The 25,151-nt window shown below is 39.8% G+C and carries 19 protein-coding genes; 14 read left to right on the forward strand and 5 right to left on the reverse strand.

The window, feature by feature from the left end; translation table 11 throughout:
• Positions 1-51: 51 nt before the first annotated feature.
• Positions 52-717, forward strand: a complete 666-nt coding sequence (locus WD048_01240; GenBank protein MEX0810807.1) for an alpha/beta hydrolase — start codon at positions 52-54, stop codon at positions 715-717.
• Between the two features lie 7 nt (positions 718-724).
• Entirely contained in the window at positions 725-1,153 is a 429-nt protein-coding gene (locus tag WD048_01245; protein MEX0810808.1) for a DoxX family protein, read from the forward strand.
• 123 nt (positions 1,154-1,276) lie between these two features.
• Here WD048_01245 and WD048_01250 read toward each other — a convergent pair whose 3' ends face one another.
• On the reverse strand, positions 1,277-2,353 hold the full coding sequence (locus WD048_01250) for a ferredoxin--NADP reductase (protein ID MEX0810809.1): 1,077 nt from the start codon (positions 2,351-2,353) through the stop codon (positions 1,277-1,279).
• Positions 2,354-2,459: 106 nt separating this feature from the next.
• Here WD048_01250 and WD048_01255 point away from each other — a divergent pair, with 106 nt between their 5' ends.
• The 6 genes from WD048_01255 to WD048_01280 all read left to right on the forward strand — a co-directional run bounded on the left by WD048_01255 (position 2,460) and on the right by WD048_01280 (position 9,778).
• Positions 2,460-4,205, forward strand: a complete 1,746-nt coding sequence (locus tag WD048_01255; GenBank protein MEX0810810.1) for a long-chain fatty acid--CoA ligase — start codon at positions 2,460-2,462, stop codon at positions 4,203-4,205.
• Positions 4,206-4,511: 306 nt separating this feature from the next.
• On the forward strand, positions 4,512-6,044 hold the full coding sequence (locus WD048_01260) for a hypothetical protein (GenBank protein MEX0810811.1): 1,533 nt from the start codon (positions 4,512-4,514) through the stop codon (positions 6,042-6,044).
• Between the two features lie 20 nt (positions 6,045-6,064).
• Positions 6,065-6,769, forward strand: a complete 705-nt coding sequence (locus tag WD048_01265; protein MEX0810812.1) for a DUF4412 domain-containing protein — start codon at positions 6,065-6,067, stop codon at positions 6,767-6,769.
• 6 nt (positions 6,770-6,775) lie between these two features.
• Positions 6,776-7,846 carry a hypothetical protein gene (locus WD048_01270; GenBank protein ID MEX0810813.1) on the forward strand — a complete coding sequence of 357 codons (1,071 nt, stop codon included), beginning with the start codon at positions 6,776-6,778 and terminating at the stop codon, positions 7,844-7,846.
• A gap of 79 nt (positions 7,847-7,925) precedes the next feature.
• Positions 7,926-9,353: an alkaline phosphatase gene (locus tag WD048_01275; GenBank protein MEX0810814.1), complete on the forward strand. Its 1,428-nt coding sequence runs from the start codon at positions 7,926-7,928 to the stop codon at positions 9,351-9,353.
• 203 nt (positions 9,354-9,556) lie between these two features.
• Entirely contained in the window at positions 9,557-9,778 is a 222-nt protein-coding gene (locus WD048_01280) for a hypothetical protein (GenBank protein ID MEX0810815.1), read from the forward strand.
• 182 nt (positions 9,779-9,960) lie between these two features.
• Here WD048_01280 and WD048_01285 read toward each other — a convergent pair whose 3' ends face one another.
• The gene (locus WD048_01285; protein ID MEX0810816.1) at positions 9,961-10,314 is read right to left on the reverse strand and encodes a hypothetical protein; all 354 of its coding nucleotides are present in this window, start codon (positions 10,312-10,314) and stop codon (positions 9,961-9,963) included.
• 148 nt (positions 10,315-10,462) lie between these two features.
• On the opposite strand from WD048_01285, the gene WD048_01290 reads away from it, so the two are divergent.
• Both WD048_01290 and WD048_01295 read left to right on the forward strand, forming a co-directional pair.
• The gene (locus WD048_01290; protein ID MEX0810817.1) at positions 10,463-10,672 is read left to right on the forward strand and encodes a hypothetical protein; all 210 of its coding nucleotides are present in this window, start codon (positions 10,463-10,465) and stop codon (positions 10,670-10,672) included.
• A 182-nt stretch (positions 10,673-10,854) separates the two neighbouring features.
• Positions 10,855-11,514, forward strand: a complete 660-nt coding sequence (locus WD048_01295) for a hypothetical protein (GenBank protein MEX0810818.1) — start codon at positions 10,855-10,857, stop codon at positions 11,512-11,514.
• A 365-nt stretch (positions 11,515-11,879) separates the two neighbouring features.
• Here WD048_01295 and WD048_01300 read toward each other — a convergent pair whose 3' ends face one another.
• Together WD048_01300 and WD048_01305 are read right to left on the reverse strand one after the other, a co-directional pair.
• Entirely contained in the window at positions 11,880-14,690 is a 2,811-nt protein-coding gene (locus tag WD048_01300) for a TonB-dependent receptor (protein MEX0810819.1), read from the reverse strand.
• A 166-nt stretch (positions 14,691-14,856) separates the two neighbouring features.
• The gene (locus WD048_01305) at positions 14,857-16,269 is read right to left on the reverse strand and encodes a hypothetical protein (GenBank protein ID MEX0810820.1); all 1,413 of its coding nucleotides are present in this window, start codon (positions 16,267-16,269) and stop codon (positions 14,857-14,859) included.
• A gap of 499 nt (positions 16,270-16,768) precedes the next feature.
• Between WD048_01305 and WD048_01310 the strand changes: the two genes are divergently transcribed.
• The 4 genes from WD048_01310 (at position 16,769) to WD048_01325 (ending at position 24,764) form a co-directional block, all read left to right on the forward strand.
• Positions 16,769-19,327: a TonB-dependent receptor gene (locus tag WD048_01310; GenBank protein ID MEX0810821.1), complete on the forward strand. Its 2,559-nt coding sequence runs from the start codon at positions 16,769-16,771 to the stop codon at positions 19,325-19,327.
• 170 nt (positions 19,328-19,497) lie between these two features.
• Positions 19,498-21,828: a TonB-dependent receptor gene (locus WD048_01315; protein ID MEX0810822.1), complete on the forward strand. Its 2,331-nt coding sequence runs from the start codon at positions 19,498-19,500 to the stop codon at positions 21,826-21,828.
• Positions 21,829-21,831: 3 nt separating this feature from the next.
• Positions 21,832-23,568, forward strand: a complete 1,737-nt coding sequence (locus WD048_01320) for a neutral/alkaline non-lysosomal ceramidase N-terminal domain-containing protein (GenBank protein ID MEX0810823.1) — start codon at positions 21,832-21,834, stop codon at positions 23,566-23,568.
• The gene (locus tag WD048_01325) at positions 23,565-24,764 is read left to right on the forward strand and encodes an amino acid deaminase/aldolase (GenBank protein ID MEX0810824.1); all 1,200 of its coding nucleotides are present in this window, start codon (positions 23,565-23,567) and stop codon (positions 24,762-24,764) included. Before WD048_01320 ends, WD048_01325 begins: the two co-directional genes overlap by 4 nt.
• A gap of 170 nt (positions 24,765-24,934) precedes the next feature.
• On the opposite strand, the gene WD048_01330 is transcribed toward WD048_01325, so the two are convergent.
• A complete protein-coding gene (locus tag WD048_01330) occupies positions 24,935-25,060 on the reverse strand; it encodes a hypothetical protein (GenBank protein ID MEX0810825.1) in 126 nt (41 codons plus the stop codon).
• Positions 25,061-25,151 lie beyond the last annotated feature (91 nt).

Genomic DNA, 25,151 nt, shown 5'->3' on the forward strand with positions numbered 1-25,151 from the left:
AAAATGAGTTTCAGGATTTTATTTCAATGCTCCTTTTCTTTAATTTACTCAATGAATAATGACTTTAAAATTTATTTGATCCCCGGGCAGGGTGCCGACTCAAGGCTGTTTGACAATTTTGAGCTAAATCCTGAATTTGAGCACAAGCACATTGAATTTGAACTTCCTGAAAAAAATTGCTCGATGAAGCAATATGCAATGCAGCTTAGCAAACAGTTTGACAATCATCCGCGAAAAGTGATCATAGGAACTTCCATTGGAGGAATGATTGCTGTTGAGCTTCAGGAAATTCTAAAACCAGAAATGCTTATTGTTATTTCCAGCGCAAAAAGCAATAGAGAATTGCCCGGAAAATATAAGCTGTTTAAGGCATTGCCTTTTTATAGATTATTATCAGGAAGCTTTCTTAAAGCTATTTCAAAACTGATAATCCCGATAGTTGAGCCCGATCAAAAAAAAGAAAAAGAAAAATTCGAAAAAATGCTCGGTGAAAAAGATCCTAAATTTCTAAAGCGAACTTTAGATATGATTATCAATTGGGACAGAAGGGAGTATTCAAACACAATCATTCATATTCACGGCAATAAAGACAATGTTATCCCCGTGAAAAATGTAAATTACCATTATCTGATTGAGGGTGGTTCACATATGATGACACTTACAAGAGGTAAAGAAATCAGTAACCTGATTAACAAATTGTTGACAGAAAAAAAATAAATTAATTATGCTAAAAAAATTATTCAATCCCGGAACATACAATAATAATATTGATCTTTCACTGCTTATTCTTCGCCTGGTTTTTGGAGCCTTGATGATCACTCACGGCTGGGGAAAATGGTTAAAATTAATCGGTGATGATCCTATTAAGTTTTCCGATCCATTGGGAGTAGGCGTATTTGCTTCATTGGCTTTAGCAGTTTTTGCAGAGGTGTTTTGTTCAATGCTTTTAATCTTTGGGGCAGCTACACGGTTGGCCTCAATACCGCTAATAATCACTTTGGCTGTAGCAGCTTTTATAGTTCATGCAGAGGATGCACTTCAAGATAAAGAAATGGCATTATTGTATCTCACTGTTTACCTGGTAATTGCCATAAGTGGTTCGGGCAAGTATGCGCTTGACAAATTTATTTATGACAAAATAAGTAAACAGTGAATCAAGTTATGAAGATCAAAGTTTTAGCTCAATAGTTTTAGGCATTGTAAACTTTAATTTGATAAAGAACTGGGTGGACTGTACATAAAAAATTAAGCCTTCAATATTTCGGGCAATATCTCCTTACTCATCATAAGTATAAATCACTTTTGGTGTAAGCGGCTTTGATTGGCAGGTCAAAACATAGCCCTCATCAATTTCCTCATCTGACAGCGATTCGCGATCGGCCATTACCACTTTCCCCTCAAATACCTTGGCACGACAAGTACAGCAAGCACCAACCTGGCAGGCATAGGGCGCGTCAATGTCATTGTCTAATGCTGCTTCTAACAATGAATCTTCCCCTTTGTATTCAAAGTCATAATCTTCGCCATCAACTGTAAGGTGAATTTCTGCACTGTCCAAAGGGCTGTCAGAAACTTCCCGCTCTTCTTTCTTTTCTTCGGTTTTCAATTTAGCGGTGAAAAACTCTTTGTGTATTTGCTTTTCAGGAATTTGTAAAGCTTCTAGCGCTTCATCAATAATTGACATCAAAGGAGTTGGCCCACAGATATAATAATCAAAATCCTGAGGCGCAGCAGGTAATTTGTTTTTAAGCAATGTCTGCAAAATATCACGGGTCAGGTAGCCCTTGTTGATTACCCAGTCGACAGTGGTTCGGTCAAGGGAATGGAAAATTTCCAGCCGCTCGGGATATTTATTTTCCAGTTCATCCAATACACTTTTGAACATAATGGATTCCTCATCGCGATTGGCGTAAAAAAGTGTCACCCTGCTATTGGGCTCTTGCACTAAAACTGTTCTGATAATAGACATCAAGGGTGTAATTCCGCTTCCACCGCCTAAAAGCACATAATGTTTTTTTCTTGTAGAGTCAGTATTTACTGTGAAATTACCCATGGGTGGCATCACACGAATGCTTTCTCCTTCTTTGGCCTCATCATTTATATAGCCCGAAACCTTACCCATTTCCACTTTCTTCACCCCCACAGAAAGATCATCATCCATTACAGGGCTACTGCACAGAGAATATGCCCTGCGCTCTTTTTTGCCATCCACCTCTACTTCTACAGTAATATATTGACCAGGTATGTACTTGAAATCAGATTTTAAATCCTCTGGTATATCAAATGTAACAACCTTTGCATAAGGTGTTTCAGACTTTATTTTCTTGATTTTTAACTCGTGTAATCTCGACATCTATTCTTTTTTTAAGCATGCAAATATACATTATCCTTAAACCACTTAACAAGTATGTGGTTTTCAAATTCATGATTTTTATTCATAATTTCCTGACAAAAAAACAATGCAATACCAAAACCTAAGTGAAATACTCCTTAATAATCTTGAAACATTAAAAAATCATCCGGCAGTTGTTTACAAAAACGAAGCGGGTTTTAAAGAAATGTCCTACAAGCAGCTTAAGGACAAAACCTTCCAACTTGCAGGCGCTTTAATAGAGGTAGGTATTCATAAAGGCGATAGAGCCGTAATAATGAGCCAAACCCGAAAGGAATGGATTTTTTCAGATTTATCCATTTTGCTCAGCGGAGGCATTGTTTCGGCCGTTTACCCAACTACCGTAGCAGATGAAATGGTATTCATTCTCAAAGATTTACAAGCAAAGTTTCTTTTTTTGGAGAATCAGGAGCAGGTGGATAAAGTACATTCAAGAAAATCTGATTTGCCTTTTGTAAAAAAAGCCTGGGTATTTGAAGATTTTGAAAATCCAGATCCTGATTTTTTTGAGGCCTTTAATAAAATGCAGGGCATAGAAAACCATAAAGAAGAAATAAAAAGAAGGGTGAAGACAACCAAGGGAGATGACACACTCACTATTATTTATACCAGCGGAACTACCGGAAATCCAAAGGGAGTGGTTTTGAGCCATTTTAATTACCTCACCACTTTGGAACAGATGAAAGCACACAGTCCCGAAGCTTTTGAAAATATGGAGCGCAACCTCAGCTTTTTGCCATTGGCACATGCACTGGAAAGAATTGGCGGTTATTATTTACCGCTATACAATGGAAAAACCATTGCCTATGCCGGAGGTATCGAGACCTTGCTGGAAGATTTCAAAGCACTGAAACCGGAGTTTATTGCTGCCGTGCCACGTGTTTTCGAAAAGATTTATTCCAAAATTCAAATTGGGCTGGAGACCGCTGGAGGATTGAAAAAGAAACTCTTTAACTGGGCAGTTGAGGTGGGGCACAAAACAGCTCCATATCGCATGAAAAAACAGAATATCCCTTTTCCATTAAGCCTGCAACATGCGCTGGCCAATAAATTGATTTATTCCAAAGTGAAAGAGATGTTTGGCGGGAACATCAAATTTTTTATTTCCGGAGGTGCTCCACTCAACCCTGAAATTGCAAATTTTTTTTACGCTATAAATTTGAGTATTTACGAAGGTTATGGAGCAACAGAAGGAACTGCTCCCTATACTGTAAACAAACCTGAAGCTTTTAAATTTGGCACTGTAGGACAGGCCATTCCAAAAGTGGATATCAAAATAGCCGATGATGGGGAAATTCTGGTGAAAGGCCCTAATATATTCAAAGAATACTACAATAATCCCGAAGCGACAAAAGCCAGTTTTACGGATGATGGCTATTTCAAAACAGGGGATATTGGCGAAATAGATGATGAAGGGTTTGTGAAAATCACAGACCGAAAAAAACAATTGATTATTACTTCGGGCGGAAAAAATATTCCTCCGGCAATCATTCAAAAACTCCTGATGAATGGTGGAATTGTTGAATCTGCCTTTATTTACGGAGATCAAAAAAAATACATCGTTGCACTGCTCTGTATAGATAAATTAATGGCAGAAAACAGAGGCTGGGACAAAACCAGAGTGGAAAAAGAAGTGAATAATGCAGTAAATAAAGCCAATGAACAATTGGCAATATACATGCAAATCAAGTACTATAAAATATTGGATGAAAATTTCACACCGGAGAACGGCCTGCTTACCCCAACTTTGAAAATCAAGAGCAAAAAAGTGGTCAATAAATACAAAAGCCTCCTGGAGAGCATGTACAATTAAGTGATGTACCTTGTAACCTGAGTTCAATCAAGACGACAAGTGTCTTGACAGATAATTATTTAAGAGCTCAGGTTTGTAATCTCAAATGCTATTTAACCAGAATTATGCAATAGTTTTCCTATTGTATAATACTGACACTTTAGGTCAGTACAAGTCAGACGATTTGAAAATCAACAACTTATCATGTTATAAAGGAAACCTCTTTGGTGATTTTTAAATGTCAGGGTTTAACAATACCAAAGCTTGAACTCAATACACATTTTTACCTATATTTGTAGGATATTGCTCGTAAAAAAACATCGTCAAATGAAGTATTGCTTCCTCAATCTCAAGGTTGGATTGCTCTTTTTATTTACACTGCTTTTATCCCCTGAATTATTCAGTCAAATTAACAGAGGTAATGTAGGTATAGGAACTTTAACACCAGATTCTTCAGCAATTTTAGATTTAGAATCGACCGAAAAAGGTTTTTTACAGCCACGCATGAGTACGGCTGAGCGAGATTTAATCAATGATCCGGCAACAGGCCTGGCAATTTTCAATGTGGACGACAGCACACACCAATACTACAATGGCACTTGCTGGATCAATGTCTTCCAAAGAAACTGTGACGATTGTTTTTTCACTATTACGCCCAGCAGCATTGCCGATACCATTGACCGAACGCAAACCGATTCGATTACTATTACCCTCGATATTGTGCAAAATACAGGAGCAGCTCAAAATATTGCACTTAACATTGTAAATGTATTGCCGCAGGGCATGTCAGCAAATTTTAGCCAAAACCCGGTTTTTTCTACCGGATCCAGCGACCTGACCATTAAAGTAACTCCATTTACTCCCGATGGTTCCCACGCCATTATTATCCAGGCGCTTTGCGGCTCCAGCATCTATAATATTGTTTACTCGCTATACTTGGAACCCTGCTATTACTTAGATGTGAATAACAACCAGTCAAATTATATAATGAGTGTGGACTTGTATACCACCTATCCGCAATTGCTTTTGTCACCAAATGACCCGGTATGTGTGGTCAATGAAGTGCTTGCAGGCGTTTCCTTAGAAGGAACCAGCATTCCTGCCATACCATTTGTCCCTCCTGTTCCTCCAATACCCGCTTATTCTATGGGCCCAATTCCTACAGGCTCACGTGTAGCTATTGTAAACAATGGTCAAATTATAGGCGCAGGTGGAGATGGAGGAACAGCTACTGATCCCAATTTCGGCTATACAGGAGAAGGCTTTGATGGTGGCGATGCCATTCGAATTTCTGCCAATACATCCGTGCTGAACAATGGCTATATTTTTGGCGGTGGCGGTGGCGGTGGTGCCGTAGCATTTCAAATTGGCATTCCGCTCGGCCCTATCTTTTTCGGATTTTTGATCGGCTCCGGTGGCGGTGGTGGTGCCGGTGGCGGTGATGGCGGAAATATCCCCACGCTTGTCGGTATCCAGTTTTACTCTCAGGGATTGGATGGTTCTGATGGTATATTTGGTACGCCTGGACAAGGTGGTATTTTGCAATTGCCCATTAATATTCAACAGGGGCCTGTTTCCATTACTATCAACCCCAATGTAAGAGGTGGAAATGGTGGTGCTTATGGATTTCCCGGAACTGCAGGACTATTCCAGGTTTCACTTTCAGCATCTATTGTTGTAAACATTCCGTTTATAGGCCCTATTACCATTCCGATAGTTACCAATCTTAACATACCAATACCTCTTCCAATTCCCGCTGCAGGTGATGGTGGATATGCTGTTAAAAGAAACGGAAACCCGCTTAATCTAACCGATCAGGTGTATAATACTACTTTCCTGAAGGGTAGAGTGGGCAATTAACCATTTAAAACAAATACACAATGACACGATCAATATTAATTTTATGCGCCTTGTTTTTTGCTGGCATTTCGATTGCTCAAAAACCTTTTGAGGGCATTATTGACATGACTACTGTGAATAACGAAATTCAGGAAAAAGCCGATATCAAATGGTATATCAAAAATGGCAATCACCGCCTGGAATACTCAGGAACTAAAGCCGGAGAAAGCTACAGCTATATCTTTTTGATAGCTGCGGGCAACAACCTGATGCAGATGTTATCTGATGCCGATGGAAAGAAAGTGGTTTATGAAATTCCACAAGATGCCATAACAAATAGCATTAAGCCCGGCTATGGTTCTGAAATCCAGAAGACAGACGATACCAAACTGGTATCCGGTTATTCTGCCATAAAAATGAAAGTGGAATCCCCCGATAAAATTTCTACTGTATGGGTAAGTGATAAAACACCTATTAATATGCATGATATGCCAGCTATTTTACTTTCCAGCAGTGTTTTGAAAAATTTAAAAGAAAAAGGCATCAATGCAATTCCCCTGGAAATCAACTCTGCAAACACGGGCGGTAACTTGCTTTACTCGCAAAAAATCACTTCCATTAAAAAACAATCCGTTAGTGATGATAAATTTAAAGTACCTGCTGAGTACCAACCTTTGAATAAAAATATGCAGGTACAGCCTGCTGATCCCAATCAAATGCAAAACAGCAATCCAAAAGGCAACTAAATTAGTATGAAAAAACATTCAGTTCAAAGGGCTACTCAAATTAGAATAGCCCTTTTTTTATTGCCAATACTATTGATTTTTGCGCAGTGCAGCAGAAAAATCCAGGACAAAAGCATCATACACCAAGGTGGGGAATTGCGGATTTCAAAAAAGGAAAACAAACCTCCTCTAAACATCCATTTTTTTGGCGTAACCAATTTCTTTATAGAGCTGGAAGGCAAGGCTTTATTGACCGATCCATTTATTTCCAATCCCGTGAGCAAAAAAGTTGTTTTTGGAAAAATAGCTACGGACACGAGTATTGTCGATTCGTTTATAGCGGCTGTTGATTTGAAAAAAACGAGAATGGTCAGCATTGGACATGCGCATTACGATCACCTGATGGATTGGCCCTACATGAGCAACTTTGTGGAGCCCGATAAAGTGGTTTTTGCTGGAAGCGAAACGGCCGTAAATACCGTAGCGGCTTACAATCAGAAATTGGCAAAAGTGCAAAAGGTGAATGATTTGATGGGCAATATCGAGCAACCCGGGCAGTGGATTTACAGCATTGATAGCAGTATGCGCCTGATGGCTTTTGAGGCAGAACACCCCAGTCATTTTATGGGCATTACGCTCTACAGCGGACATTATCACGAGGCATTGGAGGAAGCTCCCGTAAAAGCCAAACGCTGGAAAATGGGACAGCCTTTGAGTTATTTGGTAGATTTTTTGGATGAAGGAAAAATACAGTACCGCATATTTATACAAACTTCCAATGGTGAAAAACCTGCTGGATATTTCCCCAAAGAAATGCTGATAAATCATCCCGTGGACATTGCATTTTTGTCAATAGCCCTAAAGGGTAAAAAGATCAGGGAATTGGAAGAAATGGTCAATTATATTGAGCCGCAATTGGTTTTTCTTGGTCATTGGGAAAATTTCATGCAGGAAAAAACCGCTCCCGTTCGGGCAGTAGCCAAATCCAATATTTCGAAGCACTGGATTTACATCAAGGAAAAATTCCCAGAACATCCTGAATTTGTGCTGCCCATGCCGGGATCTGCTTATGTGGTAAACGGCTTAACCAAGGATTAACACGCAATTATTAAAAAATGCGCTGAGAATTACTTAAAATCGCAGTAGCGTTAACCAATTCCCCATTTAAATCAATATTATGAAAAGAAGAAGTTTTTTTAGGCAAGGTGCAGTGGCCACCGTTGGCGCAGGTTTAATTCTGCCAGGATGTGTCAATTTAGAGGAATCAAAAGAGAAACAATCCGTTGATGCGGGCAAAAAAGCCAAAAACATCATCTTTCTGGTGAGCGATGGAATGAGCACCGGCACACTCACTATGGCCGACCACATGCTTCAGCGAATGAAAGGAAAGGGCAGCGTTTGGGTTGATTTGATTAAGCAAGGTCGTGTAAAGCGCAGCCTGATGGATACTGCTTCTTCCGATTCCTTGGTAACTGATTCTGCAGCCGCTGGAGCTGCCTGGGGCGGTGGTGTTCGTATTCCGAATGGAATGTTAAACATGAGTGCCGATGGCGAAAAATACAAACCTATTTTGCAAAAATTCAAGGAAAAAGGCAAAGCGGTAGGATGCGTGACAACAGTCCCCATTACCCATGCCACGCCCGCTTCGTTTTGTATAAATCACCATACAAGGAAAGAGCAAGACGTGATTGCCGAAAAATACCTGCCCCTAAAATTTGATGTATTGATGGGCGGTGGAGATAAATATTTCAATGCTGAAAAAAGAGAGGATGGTTTAGACCTGTATCAAAAATTCAGGGACAATGGTTTTAAAGTAGCTTTGAATAAAAAAAGCATGACAGCCGAGCTGCAATCCGATGCTCCGCTACTGGGGGGTTTTGATGACAATGCCCTGCCCTATACCGTAGATCACAATTCCGACAAGGAAAAACTAAATACCGTGCCAACGCTGGCCGAAATGACCCAATTTGCCATTGACAAAATGAAGCGGAATCCCAATGGCTTTGTAATGCAAGTAGAGGGCGGCAAAGTGGATTGGGCTGCCCACGGAAATGATGTAGGTGGATTGATATTCGATCAAATTGCTTTTGACGATGCGGTGAAAGTAGCTTTGGATTTTGCGGAAAAAGACAAAGAAACCTTGGTAATTATCACAACAGATCACGGCAATGCCAACCCAGGATTGTATTATGGCAGCAAAGCCAATGATAATTTTGACAATATCCAGAAATTCAAGCACAGCAATGAATGGATTTTGGTTCAGAACGATGCACCTGCAAATGCAGCTCAGTTAATCGAGCGGATTGAATTTGCTCATGGTTATGCCATCGGAAAAGATGCTGCTGGTGAACTGGTAAAACACATTCAAAGCCTTAGCAAAAAAGATCAAAAAGACCCTTACAAACTGCCTTTTGAAAAACTGGCAATGGTTCAAAGAGAGCACACTTCAGTACATTTTGGAGGAGATCACCACACTTCGGATTTTGTGGAAGTTTCCGCATTGGGCCCGGGCAGCGAATTGCTCAATCCTTTTGTATTGAACACCGAACTGCACAATTTGATGTTGGAAGCTTGTGGCGTTGGGGAGAAGGTGAAGGTTTCTTAAGTGCCTAAAGTTGCTTTTGGTTTCCTATGCTATCAGACTTCCCAAGTCTTTGAGACTTTGGAAGTCTTGGCAAACGTAAATTTTGTTCAAAATATATAAGCGCTCAGTGAATTATCCCTATTCAAATCCGTTATTTTATTGTTACGCTTTGATTTATCCGTAAATTAGACAATGTTTAATCTCTTTAGAAAACGCTAATAATCATGGGCCATCAAACACTAACCATTCAAGTAAATAGTGAAAAAGCCTTAAAGTTGATAGAGCAATTAGAAGCACTAAATTTAATTAAGGTGATAAAGCATTCCCCCAAAAAAAATAAAACAAAGCTTTCAAAAGATTTAGAAGGCAGTATTACTACTGAAGAATCAGACCTAATGCATCAAGAATTGGATCAAATGCGCAAAGAATGGGAAAGAAATTCTTAATCGATACAAATGTCGTAACCGATCTTAAAAAAAACCTTTCTACAGATTAACACAAACGGTCAGACGGCATTATGCAGCCATATAATAGCCGTCAGACCGTTAATTGCCTAAATTATAGGATAAACTTTTTCCAATTCCGATGGCTATCGGAATAAACTTTGGAAAAGCCAATACACAAAAAACTATTTCACCAATACATAATCATGGACTATAGCTTGGGAAGTTCCACCGCCATTAAAACTAACAGAAGTTGCGCTTTCTATACTATAACCCTTTTTAATGTATTCCTCAATAACTTTCGATAATGTCCTGAAATTTTCAGAATCTCTAATATCATACCTCTCTAAATCGACAATTCTGGACTCACCGCCTTCAACAACATAAATAGCTGATGACTTTTTTATAATGTGATCGTTTATTCTAATAGTTACAACATCTTTCTCTTGACTTTGAGGAGCAGCCACATAGGCCGAAAACAAGCTTGCAATTGCAATAACGGAAACCAATACGCTTACTGTAAAAATTCTTTTGTTCATGATTTTTGATTTTAATACTTTATGAAATAATGCTTTTAAATATAGAAATATATTTTGCGTTTTTAAAATCTTAATCCTGAAAAACCAACTGATCATTATTTTTTAAGTATTTAGTTGTTTTATCAAAATAATTTGTAAATTAGGTAGCATGAAGGTGAAAGCAAATATCGGCTTTGGACAATTGCTAAGAATTGTAACCGCACTCCCCCCAGATCAGCTTGAAAGACTAAGGAGCGAAATAGATCGAACAAGTGTCACATATAAAAACCTTCAAGTAAACAGGAAACTCCCTAAAGATTTGATAGATTCAGAACAAAAGACAAAAAGAATGAATAATCAAACCACATCCTTCAAATAGAGAAAATGATTTTCTCATCCCCATAAATTTAATTGCCTGAATACTTGCCTTTCTAATATATTAACCTGAGTTCGGGAATTCTTTAGTGCTCAGCTTTTAAATAATTATCGAACTCAAGTTATTAAGGCAAAACGCTCCAACGCACTTTGAAAACCCTCTAAAAAATCAGCAACTTTACAGGCATGGGCATTCTTATTCTTTCTATCCTTCTTCTCTTTTCCACTCCTCAAGATCAGCAGTATAACTTCACGTCTGCTGAAAAAGAACAATTGCATAATGGTGAAGTGGTAGTTCGTGAAGAAAAAATAGAGGGCATGCCCTGGCCGAAAACCACTTCTTATACTTTTGTGGAAATTTCGCCACTAGATGGTCTGGCCATTTTCTCTGATTTTAAGGCGCAGCAGAACTATATTCCCCGCGTTATGGAATCGGGCGTAAAAGAGTACAAAAAGCCCTGGGAAATCTACGCCTCCATAAAAGCAGAAGTACCCTGGCCGGTGAATGAAAGCAATTACACCACTGGGAATATTTTGGAACACCCCAATGAAAACCACTACCGCCTGATCTGGTATTTTGTTGAGGCCGAACACTTTAACGATACCTATGGCTATATATCATTCCACCCATTTAAAGGCAAAACACTTATGGTGTACAATAGCTTTGTGGAACCCATGACACCTTTCCTGGCAAAATTATTTCAGGGAAAAGTAAGAAGCGAAAACCTGGAAGTAGTAAAGGCTATCAGAGATCACCTCAATTCATTTGAAGGCAAATCCAGTGATTACCTAAACACCCGCAGGGAAAAAGTGAAAGCTGCCCTTAGGGAGAAAGAGAAAAATTAAATTACAACCGATATAAAGCAAAAACGCAAAAAAGCCATCTATTTGCTTTATCAACTTTTTTCGGCACCATACCAAATAAGCTTATTACGCCCTTTTATAGTTGTGGTAAAATCCGCAAAATATTCCAATATACTGACCATCCAGAGGCTGACCAATACCCCACTCGTGGAGCCTGTCCCGCCTGCCTACCGGCACAGGCAGGCACTTCAAGTCGGGAACGCGAGCGGTGGCCATGAGTTCAGACTTTTACTCTGTTTTTCCAATGGGTCATGACCCATTGGATTTTAAATTAAGAGCTGTCATCTTTGAAAAAAAAGATGACAGCTCTCTTCCTTAGAGGGAATTCGCTCTTTTCAGGGCTATGATTACTTGATAAAATAAGTAAAGCCCAGACTGAATGTACGGCCAATATTGTAGGATTGGTAGGCGTATTCAGTGTCTTTGAAAGTGTAAACCAGTGCATAGTCCGGATCGATCAAATTATTGGCATTTAAGCTGAGCGCAAAATGCTTTCCGATATTTTGACTGATGCTGAAATTAAGCGATGGCCTTGGTTTTTCGTACACATTGGGCGTTGCGCTAGGGATAACAACTGCCAGGCGCGGACCGAAAATATTGAATGCCATATTCACATTGGTGCCTGTTTTGTCATTGTCGTAATTGATAAATGCATTGATGATATAAGGCGATTGGCCAAACATGGGGCGAGTGGATTCAGCTTCGGGATTTAGGTTTCTAATATTGGCCAACTCGTCCTCTGCAATATCAACACGGGAATAGACATAGGTGAAGTTTCCACCTAGCGACAAATCTTGAAGTGCCTCGGAAATGAAGTTTAGGTTTTTGCGAAATTCAAGTTCAACACCAATCAACTGCGCACGATCTACATTTCTGTAGTTCAACTCATCTGAATTGGGTGCCAATGGATTAAAGGCGCGCTCAATGGGGTTTTTGAAATCCTTGTAAAATACGGAGGCCGAAAATATTTCTCCGGGATTGGGATACATCTCCCAGCGCAAATCCACATTGTCGATCAAGGTACGCTGCAAATCTGCATTCCCCAGCAAGATGAAATCGCCAATAAAGGAGAAAGAGGCAAATGGTGCCAACTCCCTAAAAGTAGGTCGGGCCAAAGTTCTGTTGTAGGATGCGCGCAGGTTCATTTTCTCGCTCAATCCATAATTGAAATTGGCCGATGGCAAGAAATCGGTATTGTTCAATTCGCCATTTTCTACATCCTCATCAAAGCTTTCGAGAAGAATATCGGTATGTTCCATGCGAACGCCCCCGCTGAATTTCAGGGTAGAAACCAAGGGCATGTCCACCATTACATAAGCCCCTGCTGTTTTTTCATAGGCATCGTAATTGTTTTTTGCCTCAAAAGCAGTTTGTGCATAAACACCCTTGTCGTTTTCTGGGCCAAACAATGAATCTGCTGCCAAATGGGTATCGGGATCTCCTGAATACGCATTGGTTTGACGAGCAAATCTGTATTGGTCTTCCCTAAAATCCCTGTTTTTATAAACATATGATCCGCCAAACTTAAATTTGGATTTTTGTCCGCCCCATTGATTGAAAGGCACTGTGATATTGAGCTTATTGTCCACATTCATTTCCTGCATTTCCCTGTAATAGCGCGTGGGCAATTGACTAACGGAAGGCTCTATACTGTGGAGCGTATCGCCATTGTTTACCCTAAATCCGCTGGTAAAAAAGCGCATATCGGGCTCATCCTGTGAGGAAACGGTGTAAGAGGATACCCAATCTACCGTAGTATTGTTTAGGTTTTTGAGCAAATGCTCGCCTTTTAACTGTGCGGCAAAAATGGATCGCTCCAAGAAGGTCAAAGAACGGGTTTGGTAGCGCAACCTAGGGTCGTCAATCAGCTTACGGCCTTGCTGAAAACGAGCGGTTTTATCGGCACTTTGATTGTATAATACAGTGGCGCCAATTTTATTGTTGGAGTTGATTTTATAGTTGGTATTGAACATTCCGCCCCACAGAACGGATTCGGTAGAGGCTTCATCCGAAAGACTTAAATCGGCATTCAACCTGCGGGTTCTGTCGTAATCATCTATCAATACATATCTGCCGGATTCGCCATTGTCGTAGTAATCAAAGCTTCTTTTATAGGAAAGGGAAATATTGTATCCAATTGGGCGGTTGAACAATCTGGATTGATTTCCCAGGGCTAAGGAATGGCTGTGGTCCATAAAAGAACGCTGACGGCTGAAATCCATATTATTGTCAAAGGATTCTGTAGCTGCCCTCAATCGGTTGGCTTCCTCTTCACTCATACCTATACCATATGCTTGCAAATCGTTTAGCGCGGCTTCGGGTACATCCCTGCTGCCATCATCAATTCCCAAGGCATCTAAACTGCCGCCTTCGTAAGTCATAAAGTTTTTATTAAAAGAGGAATTGGTATTGTAGCCAAGCGAAGTGCTGAATTGTAAATTGAATTTTTCGGGAAAATCCTTGGTAACCACATTCAAGAGTCCGCCTGTAAAACTTGCGGGCAAATCGGGTGAAAAGGTTTTGTACACCAATAAATTATCCAGCGTATTGGATGGAAACAAATCCATTTGTACCGAATTTCTATTGGGATCCAAGCCGGGCAGTTCGGCACCATTGAGCAGGGTTTTTGAATAGCGATCTCCCAAGCCGCGTATGTAAACATATTTTCCTTGTTCAACACTTACGCCCGTAACTCTACTTACGGCTGCTGCTGCATCGCTGTCTCCGTTTTTGGCAATTTGAGCAGATGATATTCCATCTAAAATAGAAGAGGATTTTCTTTGCAAGGTAATTACGGCAGATTCTGTATTGCGTACTTTTTTGGCCTCTACTACTACTTCTGAAACTTCAAGGGAGGCTTCGCCTAAATTGAAATCAATGACCGTTACTTCCCCATCTTTTACCTCTACTCCTGTTATGGTTTTTTTCTCATAGGAAATGAAGGAAGCTTCCAAATCATAAGTGCCAGTCTCTACATTTGAGATAGTAAAATTCCCATCTAAATCGGTAGTGGTACCCGTTGAAGTTCCTTTTATCAGCACATTGGTGCCAATCATTTCCTCGCCTGTTTCGGCATCGGTAACCCGCCCCCGTATAGTACCTTGGGCAAATACGAACTGCGTGTACAAAATGGCGAAAGCGAACAGAAGAATTTTCATGAGTGATTAATTTTACTGCAAAAGTCCGCTCTAGTTCTTAAGGTATTTTAAAGCCAATATTAAGCTTGTGTTAAGGGGTGATGTGTGCACATTTTATTAACAAAAAAAAAGAAAAGCAGTCCTTTTACAGACTGCTCCTCCAAAACATGTTGAACTTAATACTTACTTATTGATAACACTCATTATCTACTGATATGGTAAACAAATCAGCGGGTTGATCTCCAGCTCCGATATTGTGGAATACATTGTTTTCCAATTTCAAGCTTCCGTCTACAAATTGCTTGTAAGAATCTTGATCGCTGTCTTTCAACTCAATATCAATTCCCCTGCCATAGTTTACAAAAATGGAATTGTGGTATTCACCCCCTGCATTGTCCCTAAAGGTAATGGTTCTTGATCCAGAGTTTCCTACAGAAGTTACGTTGTAGAATTTAGGCGTAGAATATGGTTCTCCTGTTTCAGGATCGGTACCACCATCATGTTCACCACCTCTATCTGCATTTTCAGCAGATGGATCTTGGTAATTGATTACAAATTGAGTTTCACCTCTAAAACCTTCGTCATAATCCAAGGCATCATCGCCATTGTAGAGAGAGATCAAATATTTGGCATTTACAGTACCACCAAACCATTCGTAGCCATCATCATTACTACCTAAGCTTTCAATATATTCTATGGTGGTTCCGCTTCCAACTCCACCCATGGTCAAACCTTGGATTTCGTTTCCTGCACCAATATCAGTACCCGTGTGGCGAATAGAGACATAGCGCATGGTTCCAGAGCTGTGTCCATCGTCATTTCCACCATAAATAGCATCTGTTTCATTGGTGGGGATACCTTCAATGGCTGTTTCACCTGCACCGGAGTTCAATCTTGCTTTTCCTAGCAAAAGCACACCGCCCCAAAGTCCTCTTGTATCAGCAGTAGCTGATCCTTTTAAATTATCGTCTACTGAAGTGAAAATAATAGGCTCAGTAGCTGTTCCCTCAGCCATGATTTTTCCATTCCTTGATACAATCAAAGCAGTAGCACTAGAACCCTGACCTTTTTTCGCTTTTACAACTGTACCTGCCTCAATAGTTAAAGTAGCATTATTGGTTACGTAAATTCTACCATCCAGTATATATACGTTGTCATTTGTGAAAGTATCATTGCTGGTAATATTGCTAGAAATAGTCATTTCTGGTTTTCCATCTACCATTGCAGAACGATTTTTATCTGTAGTACCTCCGGCAAGAATTTGCTCGAAAAATGACCAGCCTTCGTACCATTTGCTTCCGTTGGGATCAATAGCTCCGTAATAGTTTGTACTAACAATAGAGCCCGTGCCCGAAGAAAAATTGCCTCCCGAGAGGCTAGGTGTAATGGAAGTAGGGGTAAAACCGGGGTCTTCCACTTTGTTTCCAGCAGAAGTAAAGTAATCGGCAAAATCCGCTTCGCCTTCAGCAAGTACGGGATCCAAACGCTCTTGAACTTCTTCGCATTCGGTTAAGTCCGGACCTTCGTCTTTTTTACAAGCAGAGAAAAAAGCTGCAATGGCAAAAAAGACCAAAATAAATTGAATTGACAATGATTTCATGTTGTGTAATTTTGGTTTTGAATTAAAATGATGGTGCAAAGCAACGGAAGTGCTATTAAGTGCTTGTGAATTTCACTTTAAGAAAGTATTACCAAATGGATTGGAAGTGCCTGAAATTTGGAGTGCCTTAAGTTTGGAGTGAGCTAAAGTGCCTAAAGTTAAAGAGTCAAGAATGGAAAAACAGACGGACAGACACTAAATAACTACAAAATGCCGCCTATTAGATTGCATAGAATTTGTATTGTGAGGATTTTCCAAAAAGCAACCTTTGTTTCTTGGGGCAAATTCAGATTTTAAAGCGAAAATGTAGGTGCGCACGGCCTTGCGCACCTACATTTTCGCTCTACAGAATACCTTTAATCATCTAAGCTATGAGGTATTTTATCGAGCAAAAGTTAAAGGCGATTTTATATCCTTGTTAGTTTTTTAAAAAAAATTAACTTTGCCGAATCCTGAAAACAGGTTCTTGAATCAAAATTAATCACCACAAACAAGACAGATGAAAAGCTTGATGAGTTTTATTGGAATTGTTTTATACATTTCCATCTTAAGTGCCTACGCACAAAATGGTACAATTAAGGGAACTGTAACTGATGCAGCATCAGATGAGCCCATTCCATTTTTAAATGTTTATTTAGAATCTGACAACACTTTGGGTGCCACTACGGATTTCAGCGGAGAATATTCCCTGTCCGTTCCTGCCGGTACACATGAGGTTGTTTATTCTTCTTTGGAATACGGAAAAATTAAAAGAACAGTAAGTGTAGAAGCAGGTGAAACCACTGTCGAAAATGTCAATATAGGAAAGAAAGATGTTGAAGTACAAACCATTACCGTAAAAACAGACAAGTTTGAAAAACCTATTGAAGACATCATCACCTCACTGGAAGTAATTAAGCCCAATGTATTGGAGAACAAAGGTTCAACTGATGTTACTTCTGCCCTGGAGCAAGCGCCCGGACTCACCATTGTAGATGGCGAAGCCCAGTTGAGAGGCGGAAGTGGCTATAGCTTTGGTGCCGGTAGTCGTGTAATGATCCTGGTGGATGATATGCCTTTGCTTTCAGGAGATGCAGGAAGACCGAGTTGGAGTTATATCCCCATTGAAAACATAGAACAAATTGAGGTGACTAAAGGTGCTTCTTCTGTACTTTACGGTTCTGCGGCATTAAATGGCGCCATCAACATCCGGACGGCTTATCCTGAAAACGAGCCCAAAACACGTATCAATTTCATCAGTGGAATGTATGATTCTCCTCAGAAAAAAGAAGCCAAATGGTGGGAAGGGAATACCCCTTTTTATACAGGCCTTAGTTTTTTACACAGTAGAAAAGTAAATAAAGCTTTTAGTTTTGTTGTGAGTGGTAATCTTTATAGAGAGAATGGTTTTATTGGCCCTACTCCAACAGAACTTTATGAAGACAGCCTTGCCTTTACTACACAAAAAGATATGTATTTTACTGAAAGTGGAGATACGGTAGGTTTTATGCCCCGTGGGACTGAAGTCGTGAATACAGATAGTATTGACAAAAATGAGGTGAACCCTAGTAATTATGAAAAAAGATTTAGGGTAAATTTCAATACAACCTATAAAAATCAGAAAATAAAAGGATTGTCCTATGGCATGAACGGTAGCTTACAATATTCAAAATCTACCAGCACACTGCTGTGGTTAAACAATGAAGAAGGTTTATACCGCGCATTTCCCGGTGCTTTTACCACTACAGTGCAAACTCAATTCAACTTTGACCCCTATATTCACTATTACGATAGCAAAGGCAACAAACACACATTAAACACCCGTGTATATTATCTGGACAATAATAATGACAATAATCAGGCGAATAAGAATACGGTTTTATATGGTGAGTACCGCTACATGAAACGATTTAAAAACATTCCTGACTTTAGAATATCTACTGGTCTTGTTTCTACTTATGTCTATAGTGAATCTGAGCTGTTTAGGGGTATTACTGATGATCCAAGCACCAATAGAACCTCACTGAATGTAGGTGCTTATGTACAGCTTGAGAAGAAATTATTTGGTCGATTGAATTTATTGGGAGGAGCTCGTTGGGAATACTTCAAAATTGGAGATACAGAAGACAATCAACCCGTATTTCGAGCCGGCATGAATTACAAACTTGGAAAAGCTACTATTTTCAGAACTTCTTTTGGACAGGGATTCCGTTTCCCAACTATGGCTGAACGATACATCAACACAACTGTAGGTGGTATTCCAATTATTCCAAATCCTGAACTGGAAGCAGAAAAAAGCTGGAACTTTGAGCTGGCTGTAAAACAAGGCGTAAAAATCGGGAAATTCATGGGGTATGTTGATTTAGCCGGTTTCCTGTCTCAGTATAATAATTATGTAGAGTTTATTGCCGCTCAATGGACAAGTTTTGACCCCAGTAAATCCAATTTGATTGAAGCATCGGGATTAGGGTTTAAATCCGTAAATACCGGTGATGCCCGAGTAAGCGGTATCGATTTCTCTATACTTGGTGGAGGAGAGTTTACTGAAAACTTTGGTATGAACATACTTGCAGGTTATACTTATTCCAGACCAATCTCCCTCACACCAAATTATGTATTTGGTCAGGAAAGAGAAGGACAGGGAAAGGATCTTAGCTACAACAATACCAGTCTTAAAGCTTTAGATGAATTCAGTGATGATTTCACCAATCCGGGAGGAGGCGATTACAATCTTTTGAAATATCGCTATGAGCATTTGATAAAAGCTGATATTGAATTCAATATTCATGCTTTTTCAATTGGTGGAAGTTTCAGGTTTTACAGCTATATGAAAAATGTGGATGAATTCTTTTACCGCCCTATTCTTAAGGATTTTGTTGGCTTAGATGCACGAGGATACAGAGAAGCTAATCGCGGCCCTGAATATGTATTTGATTTCCGTGTTGCTTATACTATTAAGGAAGCTAGCAGAGTTTCATTTATTGTAAACAACGCTTTTAACAGAGAATATGCACTAAGACCGCTCTCAATAAATGCACCGAGAAGTTTTGCATTGCAATACACATTGACATTACAATAAAACAAGAAAATAAAAATCAGATTAAAAAGGGTGTTGAGCATGTAATCAACACCCTTTGTTATTAAAAATAAGTTTTTTTGAACTTGTGATTCAGTAAAATAAGGTAATTTTGACCTTAAAATAAGATTGCCTTAGCACAATACTTAATAAGCAATCTAAAACAGCTTTTTATGAAAATATTGAGTATCCTGTTAATCTTAATCCTTTCCTGCAATATATTGTTTGCCCAAAATGCAGTTGTAAAAGGCACTGTAAAAGACCGCGAAAGCAGTGAAATGTTGTTTGGGGTAAATATCATTAGCAATACAGGAACTGGCACCACAACCGATATGGATGGAAACTATGAGCTCGAGTTGGAACCCGGAGATTACACCTTAACCTGGAAATTTCTGGGTTATGAATCAGTAAAAAGAAAAGTAAGCTTAGATGCCGGTGAAAGCAAATCGATCAACATTCAATTGAGCGTAAAAGCAGAAGATCTGGGACTTGTAACTGTAACAGGCAGTAAATACGAGAAAAAATTTGGCGAAGAGTCTGTTTCAATGGAAGTATTGACCCCGCAATTTATAGAAAATACCAACTCGGTAACCTTAGATGAAGCATTGGACAAAGTCCCCGGAGTAAATATGGTGGGCGAAAACATCAATATCCGGGGTGGAGCAGGCTATTCTTCAGGAGCGGGAAGTCGCGTACTTATGTTGCTTGACGGGATGCCCTACCTGACCCCACATGATGGTTCTGTAGAATTCAATTCACTACCCATAGAAAACATCAAACAAGTAGAAGTGATCAAAGGAGCATCTTCAGCACTTTATGGTTCTTCTGCCCTCAATGGAATTGTAAATGTGATTACCAAAAACCCGGGCAATGAACCGGAAACGGAGATCACTACTTTTGGTGGAATTTATGAAAATCCATTCAAAGGCGATAATAAACAATATTACTGGTCAGATAAAAGCCGCTTTTTTGGCGGTTTTTCTTTTGTGCACAGAAGAAAAATAAAAAAGAGATTTGACCTGACAGTGAGTGGCGGGATGAACAAAGACCAAAGCTACCTGTACAAAGATGAGAAAAACCGCATGCGTCTCAACCTCAAAACAAGATTCAGACCAAAGAAAATCGAAAGATTAACTGTTGGTTTAAATGCGGGTATCTCCAGAAGCTGGGGCGATTTCTTTTTCCTTTGGGCCGGTTATGATACGATCAAAGGTCCATCAGGAAATCGCGTGAAAATTGCCCATAAAGATTCATTGCTCTATACCCAACCAGAACAAAATGCCGCCAGGCAAAATATCATCCCAATCTATATAGATCCATTTATTACTTATTTCGATAAAAAAGACAATAAACACAGCCTAAAAGGCAGACATTATTATCAGGATACACAAAACGGCACAACAGAAAAAACCAATGCCCACCTGCTCTTTGGAGAATACACATTCCACAGTACATTAAATGCTTTTGGCAAACTCAAAGTAGATTTCGTTACCGGAGTCAATGCTTCGTATTCCACTATTGAAAGTGAAATATTCGGTGCACGGAAATCGAAAAACGGGGCTGCATTTCTACAAATAGATACAAAACTGTTCGACAAGCTCACCATTACAGGCGGGGTAAGAACCGAACTCTTTAAACTCGATACACTTGAACTTGTGTTTAAACCAATTAGCCGCTTTGGAATGAACTATCAAATTGCTGAAGCTACCTATTTAAGAAGCTCCTATGGAATGGGTTACCGCTACCCAAGTATAGCCGAACGCTTTGTAAGAGTTCAACGGGCCGGGCAATATGTTGTGCCCAACGAAAACCTTTTACCGGAAAGCAGTTGGTCATTTGAAATGGGCTTAAAACAAGGTTTTAAAATCTCAAACTGGTTTGGCTATTTAGACTTTGCCGGATTTGTAACACAGTACAAAAACATGATGGAATTCAGGCAGGCACCACAAGATGTAGTGAATGAATATTGGCCAAGAGACGAATATCCCGGAGTAGCTTTTGCTTTCTGGTCGGATAATGTAACTAATGCTCGTATCTCTGGTATTGAGTTATCCGCATTGGGGCAGGGAAAAATATTTGGTATTCCCACAAACTTCCTGGTAGGTTACACCTACATGGTACCTATTAACCTCGATAAAAGAGATCAGATAGAAGGCTCTGTATTTTCAGACAATTCAGCCGACCTAAACTTTAGATTCAGACATACTGCCAAAGCAGATATAGAATCCACTTACAAAAAAGTAACGCTTGGCTTTACAGGTTATGTCAACAGCTTTATGGAAAACATAGACCCGCTGATACAATTGGCCCAGGACATTAATAAATTCCGCAGGGAAAATGAAGGCCCTACTTACAGAGTAGATGTCCGCATAGGCTATAATTTTACCGATGATGCTAAAGTGGCATTAATTGCAAAAAACGTAACTGCCAATCAATATTCCATTCGCCCCGGATATATCGAGGCACCAAGAAATTATACATTACAGGTATCTTATCAATTTTAAAAAATGTATCAGGTAGGCACAGCTAAAGTCAACATCACGCCCAATATCAAAGATGTGGGTATGATGGGCTATGGCATGTGGTTCAATATTGTAGAAGATACTGCTACTCCCCTGTTTGCAAGGGCTTATGTAGTAGAAGATAGCACAAGCAAGAAAAAATTCGCCTTTGTATGTGCTGAATTTGCTTTTATTACAACCTCAATTAAAAGAGGAGTGATGAAAATCCTTAATACCAAGCACGAGCGATTAAATTTTACCAATGAAAATGTGCTGCTCACCGCACAGCACACGCACAGTGCTCCGGGCGGATTTTCCCATTATGGACTTTATAATATGAGTATTCCCGGTTTCGTACCTGAAGTTTACGATTGCTATGTTGAGGGAATAGCAAAAGCCATAGTTGAGGCCTCTGAAAAGATGAAACCCGCTAGAATTAAACTCAAAAAAGGAAGCTTTGCCGAAGATGTAAATATTGCCTTCAACCGCTCCATCAATGCCTACAATCGCAATCCTGAAGTAAAGACACCACTTGGAAAGCATGAAACACACAAAGCGGTAAACAGGGAAATGACCTTATTGCAATTTAAAGACGAGCAAGGCCAAGCCATTGGCAGTATCAACTGGTTTGGACTGCATTGCACCAGTATTTCAAATGATAACAAAAAAATATGCAGCGACAATAAAGGCTATGCTGCACAATACACTGAAGACGCATTTGCCAAAGACAATCCCGATTACAATGCCATTTTTGCACAGAATTATTGTGGTGACATAAGTCCCAATTATATCTGGGACAGAAAAAAAGGCTGGACGCGCGGCTCTTTTGAAGATGATTATAAAAGCGCTCAATACAGCGGAAAACTCCAATCTGACAAAGCGCTGGAAATCATTCGTTCTGAAAAAAGTGAAAAATTGATCAAGGGTGAAATTGACAGCGCAATGATCTATGTCAATTTTGCTGAAGTCTATCCCTACCCCGAATTTACAGGAGGTAAAACAGATGTTCGTACAGGCCCCTCCTGCCATGGCGTGGCATTTTTAAAAGGAACAGCAGAAGGTCCCGGAATGCCTGTTCCTTTAGCTTTTGCCGCAAACAGGATTGTAGATGTCATAAAAGTTTATGAAATGCTGCGACAAGCATTTGTAGATGAAAAAGAGCGAGAAAGAATCCGGCTTAAATACAAAGTACAGGGTGTTAAAAAAGTAATGATAGAATCCGGGGAAAGAAAAATGCTGGGAACCTGGAATATCAAAAGACTGGTAATTCCCGATATAGCAGACCCGAGCATAAGAATCTTTAAAGAACATCACAGAAAAGGCGCATTGGAAGAAAAACCCTGGACTCCACAGGTACTGCCCTTGCAAATTATTATTCTGGGAAATATTGCCTTGGTCTCCATTCCCGGGGAAATTACTACCATTGCCGCACAGCGACTGGAAAAGACCATTCTTGATGTACTGAAACAAAGAGGTGTTGAGGAAATCATCTTAAATTCCTACGCCAATTCCTACTGTGGCTATATTACTACACAGGAAGAATACCAGGAACAATGCTATGAAGGTGGGCACACCGTTTTTGGAGAATATACTTTGGCCGCTTTTCAAAGCAAATACCAGGATCTTGCCAAAGAAATGATTAAAAAACCTGAACTTAGAAAAACCAAACACACAATAAAGCCGGTGAAATTCACTCCCGAAGAATTGGCACTGCGCAGCTACGAGAAGAAACTGATTTCATGAGCTCCTTAAACAGAGATTACAATTATTACCAAAAAATACTTGAAAGCGAAACCCTGCCCCTTGCTTTCGTTGATTTAGATCTTCTGGAAGCCAATCTTTCAGATTTGAAAAAGAGAGCAGGCAATAAGCAAATTCGCATTGCTTCTAAATCTGTACGCATATTCGAGGTCATTAAAAAAGCACTGGATTTTGATCCCATATACCAGGGCATTATGTGCTTTTCCAATGCCGAGGCCGTATGGCTGAGCCAAAAAGGCATGGACGATTTACTGGTCGGCTATCCCGGTTTGCAAGAGGAATATGTTCGCGCAGTTTGCGGTGAATTGAAAAAAGGCAAGAAGATTTACCTGATGATAGATTTGCCGGAGCACATTGAATATTTCAATAAAATTGGCAAAGAAGAGGGCGTTCAGATTCCGCTTTGTATAGATGTGGACATGAGCTCGGTTTATCCCGGACTGCGCTTTGGGGTTTGGCGCTCATCTGTTAATGATCAATCGGGCGTGGAAAACCTTTTGAGCATGTTGGACAAAAACCCCAATGTAGCCATCAAGGGGCTGATGGGTTATGAAGCTGCCATAGCTGGCATGGGCGATAATTTCAAAGGGAAATTGGCGCAAAATTTAATCGTACGCTTTTTAAAAAACCGCTCTGCAAAAGAAATTGCCGAAAGGCGCGGCAATTGTGTGAAAGCCCTTAAAGATTTCGGTTGCCAACTGGATTTTGTAAATGGAGGCGGAACGGGCAGCATGGAATGGACCAGAGCCGAAGATGCTGTTACGGAAATTACGGTTGGTTCAGGACTTTTCAATTCTACCTTGTTTGACAATTATAGCAATTTCAAGCACCATCCCGCAGCAGCTTATGCCATGGAAATAGTGCGCAAACCGGGCAAGGATATTTTTACGGCACATGGTGGAGGATATACCGCCTCGGGAGCCATTGGCAAGGACAAGGAAGCGCAAATCTATTTACCAAAAGAAGCGGCACTTATTCCACAGGAAGGAGCCGGAGAGGTACAAACGCCTTTTAAATATTCGGGAAACCTACAGCTCAAATTAGGCCAGCCTGTATTTATGCGCCACAGCAAAGCCGGAGAATTGTTCGAGCGATTTAAGGAAGTCGCATTGATCAAGGATGGGAAAATTATTGGCAAAATACTAAGTTATAGAGGTGAGGGGCAGTGTTTTGTTTAGTGGAATTCGCTATGGAACGAGCTAAAAGCTTGTACCAGCATGGGTAATAATTTGAAGTTTTAAGCTTTATTTATATTACTTTCAACCCAGTGTTCAAGAATCTCAATTCTCAGTAGTTTATTCATATGCTTGGTTTCTTACGTGTTTATCATCTAATTTTCCTTTCAAGTTCAAGGATCTGATTTTGGATTTTTTTTGTTTAACTTTTTCAGTGAGCTCAAGAACTTATCCAGTTTTTTTAATTCAGCTTCTGAAAGTAAGTCTATCTTTTCTTTTATTGTTTCCCTTATGAGCATATCAATGTAATTTTGCACTGTTAATTTACATAATTTATTATTAATGCGAATCAAGGGTTAAAAAATGAGAGAAACAAAAGCTGCTGCTAAT

The sequence above is a fragment of the Chitinophagales bacterium genome (assembly GCA_040877935.1).
Lineage (GTDB): Bacteria > Bacteroidota > Bacteroidia > Chitinophagales > CAIOSU01 > JBBDNB01.

Bases quoted from the DNA above. Each gene is read 5' to 3' on its own strand.
- WD048_01260 (MEX0810811.1), top strand. From the start codon at position 4,512: ATGAAGTATTGCTTCCTCAATCTCAAGGTTGGATTGCTCTTTTTATTT.
- WD048_01250 (MEX0810809.1), bottom strand. From the start codon at position 2,353: ATGTCGAGATTACACGAGTTAAAAATCAAGAAAATAAAGTCTGAAACA.
- WD048_01330 (MEX0810825.1), bottom strand. From the start codon at position 25,060: ATGCTCATAAGGGAAACAATAAAAGAAAAGATAGACTTACTTTCAGAA.
- WD048_01240 (MEX0810807.1), top strand. From the start codon at position 52: ATGAATAATGACTTTAAAATTTATTTGATCCCCGGGCAGGGTGCCGAC.
- WD048_01245 (MEX0810808.1), top strand. From the start codon at position 725: ATGCTAAAAAAATTATTCAATCCCGGAACATACAATAATAATATTGAT.
- WD048_01315 (MEX0810822.1), top strand. From the start codon at position 19,498: ATGAAAATATTGAGTATCCTGTTAATCTTAATCCTTTCCTGCAATATA.
- WD048_01300 (MEX0810819.1), bottom strand. From the start codon at position 14,690: ATGAAAATTCTTCTGTTCGCTTTCGCCATTTTGTACACGCAGTTCGTA.
- WD048_01265 (MEX0810812.1), top strand. From the start codon at position 6,065: ATGACACGATCAATATTAATTTTATGCGCCTTGTTTTTTGCTGGCATT.
- WD048_01305 (MEX0810820.1), bottom strand. From the start codon at position 16,269: ATGAAATCATTGTCAATTCAATTTATTTTGGTCTTTTTTGCCATTGCA.
- WD048_01310 (MEX0810821.1), top strand. From the start codon at position 16,769: ATGAAAAGCTTGATGAGTTTTATTGGAATTGTTTTATACATTTCCATC.
- WD048_01280 (MEX0810815.1), top strand. From the start codon at position 9,557: ATGGGCCATCAAACACTAACCATTCAAGTAAATAGTGAAAAAGCCTTA.
- WD048_01295 (MEX0810818.1), top strand. From the start codon at position 10,855: ATGGGCATTCTTATTCTTTCTATCCTTCTTCTCTTTTCCACTCCTCAA.
- WD048_01275 (MEX0810814.1), top strand. From the start codon at position 7,926: ATGAAAAGAAGAAGTTTTTTTAGGCAAGGTGCAGTGGCCACCGTTGGC.
- WD048_01270 (MEX0810813.1), top strand. From the start codon at position 6,776: ATGAAAAAACATTCAGTTCAAAGGGCTACTCAAATTAGAATAGCCCTT.
- WD048_01325 (MEX0810824.1), top strand. From the start codon at position 23,565: ATGAGCTCCTTAAACAGAGATTACAATTATTACCAAAAAATACTTGAA.
- WD048_01285 (MEX0810816.1), bottom strand. From the start codon at position 10,314: ATGAACAAAAGAATTTTTACAGTAAGCGTATTGGTTTCCGTTATTGCA.
- WD048_01320 (MEX0810823.1), top strand. From the start codon at position 21,832: ATGTATCAGGTAGGCACAGCTAAAGTCAACATCACGCCCAATATCAAA.
- WD048_01290 (MEX0810817.1), top strand. From the start codon at position 10,463: ATGAAGGTGAAAGCAAATATCGGCTTTGGACAATTGCTAAGAATTGTA.
- WD048_01255 (MEX0810810.1), top strand. From the start codon at position 2,460: ATGCAATACCAAAACCTAAGTGAAATACTCCTTAATAATCTTGAAACA.